The sequence below is a fragment of the Pseudomonas sp. JDS08PS003 genome (assembly GCF_045013505.1).
In the GTDB taxonomy this organism is placed as follows: domain Bacteria; phylum Pseudomonadota; class Gammaproteobacteria; order Pseudomonadales; family Pseudomonadaceae; genus Aquipseudomonas; species Aquipseudomonas protegens_B.
Genome location: NZ_CP120724.1, coordinates 3,154,001 through 3,166,243 on the forward strand (window position 1 = coordinate 3,154,001; position 12,243 = coordinate 3,166,243).

At 65.9% G+C, this 12,243-nt stretch carries 7 protein-coding genes; all 7 read left to right on the forward strand.

Translation table 11 applies throughout. The features are described from left to right. The 7 genes from P7C00_RS14575 (at window position 1) to P7C00_RS14605 (ending at window position 12,239) form a co-directional block, all read left to right on the forward strand. Window positions 1–798 (forward strand): substrate-binding periplasmic protein, encoded by a 798-nt coding sequence (locus P7C00_RS14575; RefSeq protein ID WP_404939637.1) that lies wholly within the window; start codon window positions 1–3, stop codon window positions 796–798. Continuing rightward, complete coding sequence (locus P7C00_RS14580) at window positions 795–3,050, forward strand: ATP-binding protein (protein ID WP_404939639.1); 2,256 nt, start codon at window positions 795–797, stop codon at window positions 3,048–3,050. The genes P7C00_RS14575 and P7C00_RS14580 overlap by 4 nt, the downstream gene beginning before the upstream one ends. Before the next feature lie 208 nt (window positions 3,051–3,258). Next, the gene (locus P7C00_RS14585; RefSeq protein WP_346632714.1) at window positions 3,259–4,662 is read left to right on the forward strand and encodes an amino acid permease; all 1,404 of its coding nucleotides are present in this window, start codon (window positions 3,259–3,261) and stop codon (window positions 4,660–4,662) included. A gap of 1,668 nt (window positions 4,663–6,330) precedes the next feature. After that, window positions 6,331–7,122: an enoyl-CoA hydratase/isomerase family protein gene (locus tag P7C00_RS14590; RefSeq protein WP_346632715.1), complete on the forward strand. Its 792-nt coding sequence runs from the start codon at window positions 6,331–6,333 to the stop codon at window positions 7,120–7,122. Between the two features lie 217 nt (window positions 7,123–7,339). Further along, a complete protein-coding gene (locus P7C00_RS14595) occupies window positions 7,340–8,500 on the forward strand; it encodes an acyl-CoA dehydrogenase family protein (RefSeq protein ID WP_346632716.1) in 1,161 nt (386 codons plus the stop codon). A 21-nt stretch (window positions 8,501–8,521) separates the two neighbouring features. Continuing rightward, on the forward strand, window positions 8,522–10,621 hold the full coding sequence (locus P7C00_RS14600; protein ID WP_404939641.1) for an acetate--CoA ligase family protein: 2,100 nt from the start codon (window positions 8,522–8,524) through the stop codon (window positions 10,619–10,621). A 10-nt stretch (window positions 10,622–10,631) separates the two neighbouring features. After that, window positions 10,632–12,239, forward strand: coding sequence for a 5-guanidino-2-oxopentanoate decarboxylase (locus P7C00_RS14605; protein WP_404939643.1), 1,608 nt, complete (start codon window positions 10,632–10,634; stop codon window positions 12,237–12,239). Window positions 12,240–12,243 lie beyond the last annotated feature (4 nt).

The following is a 12,243-nucleotide window of genomic DNA, read 5'->3' on the forward strand; positions in this document are numbered from 1 at the left end:
TTGCTGCGCCGTGCACTGGGTTTGTGCCTGAGCCTGTGCTTGATCCTGCTGGCCGGCCCGACGTTCGCTGAACCCCAGCCCGTGCTGCGCTATTGCGACTACCCGGTGTACCCGCCGATTTCCTGGAGCGACGGCCAGCAGGTGCGCGGGCTGGCGCCGACCCTGGTGCGGCAGGTGCTGGGGGACCTGGGTTATCAGGTGCAGGTGGTGGTGCTGGGCAACTGGAAGCGCTGCCTGCTGGATGCCGCCGCCGGCCGGGTGGATGTGGTGCTGGCCTACAGCACCAGCCAGCGCCAGCAGGACCTGTTGTTTTCCCGGGTGCCGGTGTTGCGCGAAGAAGTCGCGCTGTTCGTCAACCGCCGCCATTTGCCGCGCATCACGCACCTGCAGGACCTGAGGGCCTATCGCGGCGGCCTGCTGTTCGGCGAGAGCTACGGCCAGGATTTCGACCGCGAGGTGGTGCAGCACGGCAACATCGAATGGGTCTCCAGCAGCCAGCAGAACTTCGGCAAGCTGATCCGCCAGCGCATCGATTTCATCCCCCATGAACGTCGCACCGGGCAGCTGTTCATCGAGCAACTGCCGGGGGCCGAAGACATAGTCGCCTTGCCCCAGGCGGTGAGCGTCGACTACCTGCGCCTGGCGGTGTCGCGCCACTCGCCCCTGGCGCCGCGCATGGCCGAGATCGACGCCCGGTTGCAGCGTCAGGTGGACAGCGGCGCGGTGCAGCGCTGGCTTGGGCAAAGCCAGGACGACTACCGCGCCATGCTCAAGGCGCAACGGGAGACAGCGCCATGATCCCGCTGCGTTCCGGCGGCCTGTTGCGCCGCCTGCTGCTGTTTATCCTGCTGTTCAGCCTGTGTTTCACCGTGCTCGCCAGCAGCGTGCAGCTGTACTTCGAATACCGCCGGGAAATGCGCGAGATCGACAGCCGCATGGAGCTGATCCGCGCCGGTTACCTGGGCAGCCTGGAACGCAACCTGTGGGATCTCAACCAGGAACAGCTGACCGTGCAGTTGCAGGGGCTGGTGGACTTTTCCGATGTGGCCCGGGTGCATTTGATCAGCAGCGATTTCGACTTGCAGCAGGGCAGCGCCGAGTTGATCGGGCCGTTGCGGGTCGAGCGTTTTCCCTTGAGCTATCAACCGCCATCCGGACCCTTGCGCCTGTTGGGCGAGTTGCAGGTCAGCACCGACCTGGGGGCGGTGTATCGGCGCCTGTACGCCACCGGGCTGGCCAGCCTGTTGTGGATGAGCGTGTTTCTCTGCGGGCTGGCGGTGGCCTTGTCCGGGCTGTTCTACCGGCTGGTGACCCGGCACCTGCAAGTGATGGCGGATTTCGCCCGGCGCGTGGCGGCCGGCGAGCTGCACGAGCCCTTGCATCTGGACAAGCGCCAGCGCCCGGACGGCGACGAGATCGACACCGTGGCCCGGGCCCTGGACGACATGCGCCGGGCGGTGCTCGACGATGTGCAGCGCCGCGAAGCCGACCGTTTGGCCTTGCAGGACAAGCGCGACGAACTGCAGAAAATGGTCCAGCGGCGCACCGCCAGCCTGATGCACGCCAAGGACGAGGCCGAAGCCGCCAACCTGGCCAAGTCGCGCTTTCTGGCGACCATGAGCCATGAACTGCGCACCCCGTTGAACGGCATCCTCGGCATGGCCGAACTGCTGCGTCAGGCGCCGCTGGACCAGCAGGATCGCCAGCGTTTGCAGGCCTTGCATCAGGCTGGGGAAGGCCTGCTGAGCATCCTCAACGAAGTGCTGTCCTTTGCCCGGTTGGAGGAGGGCGAAAGCCGCCCGGAAGTGCGGGACTTCTCCCTGCGTCAGTTGCTGGAAGAAGTCACCACCCTGTTGCAGCCCCGGGCCGAGGGCAATCGCACCCGCCTGGAGTTGCACATCGACGAGCAACTGGCGCCGCGTCAGCAGGGCGCCGAGCAGTACCTGCGCCAGGTGCTGAGCAACCTGCTGGCCAATGCCATTCGTTTTACCGAAGACGGCTGGGTGCGAGTCGAAGTGCAGGTGCTGGAGCACGCCGCCGAGGGCCAGCGCCTGCGCTGCTGCGTGCGCGACAACGGCATCGGCATTGCTGCGTCGATGCGCGAGAAGATCTTCGAGCGTTTCGTCCAGGCCAGTGACGAGGTGACCCGGCGCTATGGCGGCACCGGCCTGGGGCTGGCGATCTGCAAACACCTGCTGCAGCAACTGGACGGGCACATCGGCGTCGACAGCGAGCTGGGGCAGGGCAGTTGTTTCTGGTTCGAGCTGCTGCTGGGGGTGGGTCAAGAGCCGTTGCCGTCGCCACAGCTTCAGGTGCCGGCGCAGGGTTTGAAGATCCTGGTGGTGGAAGACGTGGCCCTGAACCGCGAGGTGGCCAGCGGCCTGCTGCAGCGTGACGGCCATCAAGTGTGGCTGGCGGAAGACGGCGAAACGGCCTTGGCCCTGTGTCAGCAGCAAGCCTTCGACCTGTTGCTGCTGGATGTGCACTTACCCGGCATCAGCGGGGTCGAGCTGTGTCGGGACATCCGCCACCGCCCCGGGCCCAATCGGCAGGTGCGGATCTTTGCCCTGACCGCTAGCGTCCAGCCGTCTGTGGTGCGCGGTTATCTGCAGGCCGGGATGCAGGGCATTCTCGGCAAGCCGTTGCAACTGGAGGGCCTGCGTCAGGTGTTGGCCGGGGAAGCGCAGGTGCCGCTGGCCGACACTCAGCAAGGCTTGCTCGACCAGGGCTTGCTCGACACCCACCGCAGCCTGCTGGGCGAGCAGAAGTTGCAGGGCCTGCTCCAGGTGCTGGCCGACGCTCTGGATCAGCAACAGCCACTGTTGGCCGACGCCCTGGCCGCCGAAGACTGCACCGAAGTCCTGCACCTGGCCCATCGCCTGGCGGGCAGCGCCGATTCCCTGGGGTTCTGCGCACTGGCCCGGGAACTGCGAGAGTTGGAGGAGGCGGCGCAGCGGGCGGATCGCCCGGCGCTGGCCGCCCTGGCGGCGAGCCTGCGGTGGTCCTGGCAACAGTCCCGGGCCTTGCTGCAGCGCCTGTTGGCGGCCTGACGTACAAAATCCTTACGACTTTTTACATCTTCGATCCTGGCGTTCAATCCGAACTTACATGGCTTTCCAATAATCGCTTGAGCCGCGCCCGCCGCGGTCTTCGAAGCTTATTGGAGATAATAATAATGAAACGCCTGCAAGCTGCTTCCGCCTTCCGCCACACCCCTTCGCTCCGCGCCCCGCGCCTTACCTACTGCTGAGGTGCGCCATGACAACCACCACTGAACGTAAAGGCATCCACCTGACCCGCTCCTTGAAGAGCCGGCACATTTTCATGCTGTCCCTGGGCGGGGTGATCGGCACCGGGCTGTTCATGGGCTCCGGGGTCACCATCAACCAGGGTGGCCCCTGGGGGGCGATCCTCTCTTATCTGGTGGCCGGCTTCCTGATGTACCTGGTGATGGTCTGCCTCGGCGAGCTGTCGGTGCAGATGCCGGTGTCCGGTTCGTTCCAGGCCCACGCCACCCAATACATCGGCCCGGCCACCGGCTTCATGATTGGCTGGGTCTACTGGATGAGCTGGGCCACCACCGTGGGCCTGGAGTTCACCGCGGCCGGTATGCTCATGCAGCGTTGGTTCCCCGGGGTGCCGATCTGGTACTGGTCGGCGCTGTTCGTGGCCTTGCTATTTGGCATCAACGCCCTGGCCACCCGCGCTTTTGGCGAGGCCGAATACTGGTTCGCCGGGATCAAGGTGCTGGCGATCCTGAGCTTTATCGTGGTGGGCGCGCTGGTGATCTTCGGCGTTATCGACCTGCCCAGCGGCGCTCCGGCGCCGATGTTCGACAACCTCAAGGGCGACTCCCTGTTCCCCAACGGTCTGCCGGCGGTGTTCGCGGTGATGATGACCGTGGTCTATGCCTTCCAGGGCTGCGAGATCATGGGCGTGGCCGCCGGTGAAACCGACCAGCCGGAAAAAAGCATCCCGCGCGCCGTGCGCAACGTGGTGTTCCGGGTACTGATCTTCTACGTCCTGGCGGTGATGGTGCTGGCGGCGATCATTCCCTGGCAGCAAGCCGGACTGGTGGAGAGCCCCTTCGTCCAGGTGTTCGACATGGTGGGCATTCCCTACGCCGCCGACCTGATGAACTTCGTGATCCTCACGGCGATCCTCTCGGTGGGCAACTCCGGGCTGTATGCCTCCACGCGCATCCTCTGGGCCATGTCCAAATCCGGCATGGCGCCCAAGGCCCTGTCGCCCCTGAGCAAACAGGGCGTGCCCCTGCGGGCTTTGGCCATCACCCTGTGCTTTGCCCTGATCTCGCTGATGACCAGCTTCATTGCTGCCGACACCCTGTTCATGGTGCTGATGGCTGTGAGCGGCATGGCCGGCACCGTGACCTGGATCGTGATTGCCCTGGCCCAGTACCGCTTCCGCCGCCAGTTCCTGCGCGAGGGTGGACAGCTGCACCAGCTCAAATACCGCGCGCCCTGGTTCCCCCTGGTGCCGTTGCTGTGCATCGTGCTGTGCAGCTCGTTGTTTGTGTTCCTGGCCCTGGACGAAACCCAGCGGCCGTCGCTGTACTGGGGCTCGGGCTTTATCGCCCTGTGCTATGGCGCCTACTACCTGATGCAGCGCAAACGCCAACTGCAACCTGCAGCTGCCGTGTAGGAGCCGGCTTGCCGGCGAAGAGGCCCGCAAGACATGCAGCGCCTGGGCGGGCGCCTTCGCTGGCAAGCCAGCTCCTACAGCAGTCAGATACACCGTGCAGCTCCCCGTAGGAGCCGGCTTGCCGGCGAAGAGGCCCGTGAGACATGCAGCGCCTGGGCGGACGCCTTCGCTGGCCTTTGCGGTCATGGCCTCTGGCGGTTTCGCTTTTAGGGCGAGGCTGAAGGTGTACATATCCGTTGCTGCGGTAACGGCCACTTAGGGTTTCGCCCTTACGGCGACTCACTTTTTTCAAACGCCAAAAAAGTAAGCAAAAACGCTTGCCCCTCCATGGGCCCCTCGCTGGGGCTCGGGGTGCCCTCCCTCCGGCATTGCTCCGGGGGCCCGCCGCCAACCGGCCATCCATGGCCGGGTGGCGGCTAGCTCGGCATCCTTGCCGAGCTGCCCCCTACGCAACGCCTACGCTCGGCCGGCTGGGAAGGGGCCTGAAGATCAAGATCAAAAGCCAGAGCCAAGCGCGTTTTACGCGCTGTCCGTAGGAGCCGGCTTGCCGGCGAAGAGGCCCGAAAGTCATGCAGCGCCCTGGAGGACGCCTTCGCTGGCGTTTGCGCTCATGGCCTCTGGCGGTTTCGCTTTTAGGGCGAGGATGAAGGTGTATATATCCGTTGCTGCGGGTGCGGCGGCTGGCGGTTTCGCCCTTACGGCGACTCACTTTTTTCAAACGCCAAAAAAGTAAGCAAAAACGCTTGCCCCTCCATGGGCCCCTCGCTGGGGCTCGGCGTTCCCTCTCTCCGGCATTGCTCCGGGGGCCCGCCGCCAACCGGCCATCCATGGCCGGGTGGCGGCTAGCTCGGCATCCTTGCCGAGCTGCCCCCTACGCAACGCCTACGCTCGGCCGGCTGGGAAGGGGCCTGAAGATCAAGATCAAAAGCCAGAGCCAAGCGCGTGTTACGCGCTGTCCGTAGGAGCCGGCTTGCCGGCGAAGAGGCCCGTGAGACATGCGGCGCCTGGGCGGACGCCTTCGCTGGCAAGCCAGCTCCTACAGAAACGCACCCACCCTTAGCTTCAGGCCGGCCGCAAGGCCGCCGTCTGGCTCTTGATTTTGATCTTGATCTAAGCGCCCCGTTAACCACGATGGCCGAACGCAGGCATTGAGCCGTGGGTAACCCGGCAGGGATGCCGGGTTAGCCGCCATCAGGCCATGGATGGCCTGTGGCGGCGGCCCACGGATCAATGCCGGAGTGAGGGCATGCCGAGCCTAGGCGAGGCACCGAGTGGAGGGGCAGGAGCCCTTTGCTTACTTTGGGGCTTTTCCAAAGTGAGTCGCTGTAAGAGCGAAACCATAAGTGGCCGTTACCGCAGCAACGGATATGTACACCAAGAAGACAGCACCCTCAGGTTTTACGGCCGCTACGCACCCGAGCGGGCGCAAGCTCCCTCGCCACAAAAACCTCCCCCAATCGCACTTTTGTCGAGGCTTGTTCGAAGTTGTAACAACCCCCACGCATCAACCCCCAAAACCCAGATGTTTACCCAATAAAAACAAACAGATACCTCAATCAGCCGACCCAAAAGCCCCCCAGTCCCCCCAATTGCCGCCTTGTTGAACACTCGTTTAGTATGGCCCTCAAGTCACCCCCTCACGCCAACCACAATAATTCGAGGACGCCCATGACCTCTTCATCATCGCTGCTCAGCCGGATCGAAGCCGGCGTAGCCTGGATCACCCTCAACCGCCCGGCGCAACGCAACGCCCTGGACATCCCCAGCCTCAAAGCGCTGCACAGTCTGCTGGAAACTTGCAACAGCGACCCCAGCGTCCGGGCCGTGGTGCTGACCGGCAGCGGCCGCAGTTTCTGCGCCGGTGCCGACCTGGCGGAATGGGCCGAAGCCGAAGCCCGCGGCGCCCTGGAAAGCTACGGCTGGACCGAAACCGCTCACGCCCTGATGACCCGTCTGCACAGTCTGGACAAACCCACCATCGCCGCCATCAACGGCACTGCGGTGGGCGCGGGAATGGACCTGACTCTGTGCTGCGATCTGCGGGTGGCGGCGCAGTCGGCGCGGTTCAAGGCCGGCTACACCAGCATGGCCTACTCGCCGGATGCCGGCGCCAGTTGGCATCTGCCGCGTTTGATCGGCAGTGAACAGGCCAAGCGCCTGCTGTTTCTCGATGAGTTGTGGAGCGCCGAACGGGCCCTGGCCGCCGGTTTGGTCGGCGAGGTGTGCGCCGATGAGCAGTTGATCGCCAGCGCCAGTGAGCTGGCGGCGCGCTTGGCGGCGGGCCCGACTTTCGCCTTTGCCCAGACCAAGAAGCTGATACGCCAGGGCGCCGATCGCAGCCTGGCGCAGCAGCTGGCCGCCGAACTGGCGGCGGGACTGCTGTGCGGGCGCAGCGCCGACGGCGCCGAAGCCCTGCGCGCCGCCACGGAAAAACGTCCGCCATGTTTCCAGGGCATGTAGGAGCGGCCGGGCGGCGCTCCGTTTGCCGGCGAAAGGGCCCCTGGGCCATGCGCCCATTTTGTAGGAGCCGGCTTGCCGGCGAAGACGCCCGCAAGAACAGCGCCTCATTCAAGGGCCTCTTCGCCAGCAAGCTGGCTCCTACGGGAAGGTTTTTTCGCCAGGCCGTCCTGCCCGATCACTGGTTTTTTTGCACCGTCACTCACTCACAGGTAGCGCCATGAATTTCCAACTCAGCCAAGAACAAGAAATGCTGGTGGACGCGGTTCGCAGTTTTGTCAGCAAGGAGTTGCTGCCCCACGAGGAAGCGGTGGACCGCGCCGATGAGGTCAGCGCCGACCTCGCCGGGGAAATCCGCAGCAAGGCCATTGCCGCCGGCTTCTATGCCTTCAACATGCCGGAGGAGGTGGGCGGCGGTGGCCTGGATTACCTGTCCCAGGCGCTGATCGAGCGTGAGCTGGCCAAGTGTTCCTGGGCCCTGCATGTGTTCGTTGCCCGCCCGTCGAAGATCCTCATGGCCTGCACCGGCTCGCAGATCGGCGATTACCTGTTGCCCTGCGTGCAAGGGCGCAAGGTCGACTGCTTCGCCCTGACCGAACCCGGCGCCGGTTCCGATGCCAATGCGATCAAGACCCGCGCCGTGCGCGACGGCGGCGACTTTGTGCTCAACGGCAGCAAGCACTTCATCAGCCACGCCGGGCATGCGGATTTCGCCATTGTCTTTGCGGTCACCGGCACCTATGAGCACAACGGCCGCCAGCGCAACGCGGTGACTTCGTTCCTGGTGGATCGCGACACTCCGGGACTGACCATCCGCCGTGGCCCCAAGTGCGTGAGCAACCGTGGCTATCACACCTTCGAGATGTTCTTCGACGACTGCCGGGTACCGGCCGCCAAGGTGCTGGGGGAAGTGGGCAAGGGTTGGGAAGTGGCCAACGCCTGGCTCACCGCCGGGCGGGTGATGGTCGCGGCCAACTGCGTGGGGCAGGCCCAGCGCGCCCTGGATGCCTCCCTGCAATGGGCGGCGGACCGCAAGCAGTTCGGCCAGGCCATCGGCAGTTACCAGGGGGTGTCGTTCAAGCTGGCGGACATGGCCACGCAGATCCGCGCCGCCGAGTTGTTGACCCTGCACACCGCCTGGAAGATGGACCAGGGCAGCATGACCGACGGCGAGGCCGGCATGGCCAAGCTGTTTGCCAGCGAAGTGCTGGGCCGGGTGGCCGACGAGGCGGTGCAGATCTACGGCGGCATGGGCCTGATGGACGAAGGCCCGGTGGAACGCATCTGGCGCAATGCGCGGATCGAGCGGATCTGGGAAGGCACTTCGGAGATCCAGCGCCACATCATTTCCCGTGAACTGCTGCGGCCGCTGATGCGCTGAGCGCCCTGGAGAATTGCCGTCATGTCCCAGACCCTGCGTGACAATCTCAAGCGCCTGCTGGCCCCCCGGCATTTGGCCTTCGTCGGTGGGCGCAGCATGGCCCGAGCCCTCAAGCGCTGCGCCGAAGGCGGTTTTACCGGGCCCATGTGGCTGGTCAATCCGCAGCATGCCGAGCTCGATGGCGTGCCCTGTGTGGCCAGCATCGAACAACTGCCCTGCGGCCCGGATGCGGTGTTCGTCGCCACCAACCGCGAGCTGACCCTGACTTGCGTCGGGGAACTGGCGGCCAAGGGCGCCGGCGGGGCGATCTGCTACGCCTCGGGCTTTGCCGAAACCGGCGCCGAGGGCCAGGCCCTGCAACAGCAACTGCTCCAGGCCGCGGGCGACATGGCGCTGCTGGGCCCCAACTGCTACGGCCTGCTGGACTACCTGCACAGCGCCGCGCTGTGGCCGGTGGCCCATGGCGGTCAAACCGTGGAGCGCGGGGTGGCGGTGCTGACCCAGAGCGGCAACTTTGCCTACAACCTGTCCATGAGTGATCGCTCGCTGCCGGTGGCCTACATGGCGTCGGTGGGCAATCAGGCGCAGTTGGGCATTGCCGAATTGATGGACGTGCTGCTGGACGAACCACGGGTCACGGCCATCGGCCTGCACCTGGAAGGCCTGAAGAATGTGCCGGGCTTTGCCCGGGCGGCGCATAAAGCTCTGGAGAAGGGCATTCCGATCATTGCCCTGAAGACCGGGGTGTCGCAGATCGGCGCCGAGCTGGCCTTGAGTCACACCAGTTCGCTGTCGGGATCGGACGCGCTGTACGACGCACTGTTCCAGCGTCTGGGAGTGATCCGGGTCAGCGGTCCGGTGAGCTTTGTCGAGACCTTGAAGGCTGCCTCTTGCGGGCAGTTGCCAGCCGGCCCGCAACTGATGGCCCTGGCCTGTTCCGGGGGTGACGCCGGGCTGATCGCCGACTACGCCGAACGCAACGGCCTGCAGTTGTCCAAGCTGGATGCCGGGCAATGCGCCGAGCTGGCCGAGGTGCTGCCGGGCTACGCCAATCTGGTCAACCCACTGGATTTCACCACCGCGATCTGGGGCGATGCCCAGGCCTTGCAAGCCATGCTCGACACCGCCCTGCGTACCGAGGCCGACAGCGCCATGCTGGTGCTGGATTACCCGGCCGAGTTCACCGGCGAGCGCAAGGAATGCGACCTGCTGCTGGAGCTGTTCTGCACGGCGCTGCAACGCCACGGCAAGCGCGGTTTTGTCACTTCGGCCTTTCCCGAACTGCTGCCGGCCAGCGCCCGCGAGCGTTTGCACGGCCACGGCATTCCCGCCTTGCAAGGGGTGGAGGATGGCCTGGCGGCCTGGGGCCGGATCGTCGCCTATCAGCAGCGGCGTCCAGTGCTGCTGGCCCTGGGCGAATCGGCCCTGGTGCCGCTGTGCCCGACAGCCCTGCACGGCACTGGCGTGCTGCTGGACGAGTGGCAGTCCAAGCAGGCTTTGCGCGGCTTCGGCCTGAGCATCCCGGACGGTGTGTTGAGCACCCCCGAGCAGGCCCTGAGCGCAGCGGCCGCGGTCGGTTACCCGCTGGTGCTCAAGGCGGTCAGCGCGCAGTTGCCGCACAAGACCGAGGCCGGGGCGGTGGCCCTGAATCTGAAGGACCCTGAAGCGCTCAGCGCAGCCCTGCGCCTGATGCGCACGCGGATGGCCGAGCATGCGCCCGGCGTGGCCTTTGAGCGGGTGTTGCTGGAGCCCATGGCCGCGCCGCCCCTGGCGGAGCTGATTGTCGGCATCAAGCGTGAGAACGACTTCGCTCTGGCCCTGGTGATCGGTGCCGGCGGGGTGCTGGTGGAGCTGCTCAAGGACAGTCGCAGTCTGTTGCTGCCCACCACCGAAGGGGCGATCCGCCAGGCCTTGCTGAGCCTGCGTAGCGCCGCCTTGCTGCAAGGTTTTCGCGGGCGCCGCGAGGCCGACCTGCAAGCCCTGGTGGCGGCCATCGGCGCGGTGGCGAACTACGCCTGCGAACACGCCGGGCAACTGCTGGAACTGGATGTGAACCCATTGTTGGTCGGTGCCGAAGGCACCGTCGCGGTCGATGCGTTGATTCGCCTTGGCCAGGCTTGAGGAGAGAGACATGCACGATCAGACCTTGACCGGTGGCCAGGCCCTGGTGCGCCTGCTGGCCGGCTACGGCGTTGACACGGTGTTCGGCATTCCCGGGGTGCACACCCTGGAGTTGTATCGCGGCCTGCCCGGCAGCGGCATTCGCCATGTGCTGACCCGGCATGAGCAGGGCGCGGGCTTCATGGCCGACGGTTACGCCCGGGTCAGCGGCAAGCCCGGGGTGTGTTTCGTCATCAGCGGCCCAGGGGTGACCAACGTCGCCACCCCCATCGGCCAGGCCTACGCCGACTCGATCCCGCTGCTGGTGATTTCCAGCGTCAACCACAGCGCCAGCCTGGGCAAGGGCTGCGGCTCGCTGCACGAAACCCAGGACCAGCGGGCGATGACCGCGCCGATCACCGCCTTTTCGGCCCTGGCCCTGAGCCCGGAAGATTTGCCGGAGCTGATCGCCCGGGCCTTTGCCGTGTTCGACAGCGAGCGCCCGCGCCCGGTGCACATCAGCGTGCCCCTGGATGTGCTGGCGGCCAAGGTCGCCCGGGACTGGACCGGTGAAGTGCGGCGACGCCCCGCTCGCGGCCCGGCTGCGGCGGCGGACATCCAGCAAGCGGCGGACAAACTGCGCAAGGCCAAGCGGCCGATGATCATTGCCGGTGGCGGCGCGCTGCACGCCGCCGAGCAACTGCGGGCCCTGAGCACCCGGTTGGGCGCGGTGTTTTTCAGCAGTGTGGCCGGCAAGGGCCTGCTGCCGGACGAGGCGCCGCTGAACGCCGGGGCGACCTTGTGTGTCGAGCCCGGCTGGCAGTTGATCGCTCAGGCCGATGTGGTGCTGGCGGTGGGCACCGAGATGGCCGACACCGACTATTGGCGCGAGCGCCTGCCGCTTAACGGCGAGCTGCTGCGGCTGGATATCGACCCACGCAAGTTCAATGATTTTTACCCCTGCGCCGTGGCCTTGCAGGGCGATGCCCGGGCTACGCTGGACGCTTTGCTGCAAGCCTTGCCGCCACAGCCCAGAGAGGCCACGGCAGCGCAGCACGCAGTGGCCGGGCTGCGCCGGGCGGTGCAGGACGGGCAGGGGCCCTTGCAGCAGATTCATCGCTCGATCCTGCAACGCATTGCCGCCGAGCTGCCAGAGCACGGCTTCATCGCCAGCGACATGACTCAGCTGGCCTACAGCGGCAACTACCTGTACCCGACCCGGGCCACCCGCAGTTGGCTGCATCCCACCGGCTACGGCACCCTGGGCTACGGCTTGCCGGCGGGCATCGGCGCCAAGCTCGGTGCCCCCGAGCGTCCCGGGCTGGTGCTGGTGGGCGACGGCGGTTTTCTCTACACCGTGCAGGAACTGGCCACGGCGGTGGAGGAGCTGGACAGCCCGCTGGTGGTGCTGCTGTGGAACAACGACGCCCTGGGGCAGATCCGCGACGACATGCTGGATCTGAACATCGAGCCCATTGGCGTGCTGCCGCGCAATCCGGATTTTGCCGCCCTGGCCCGCGCCTTTGGTTGCAGCGTCAGCCAGCCCGCCAGCCTCGACGAGTTGCAGCAGGCACTGCGCAGCGGCTTTGCCCGCAACGGCGTGAGCCTGATCGAGCTCAAGCACGCCTGTGCGCGCTGACCAT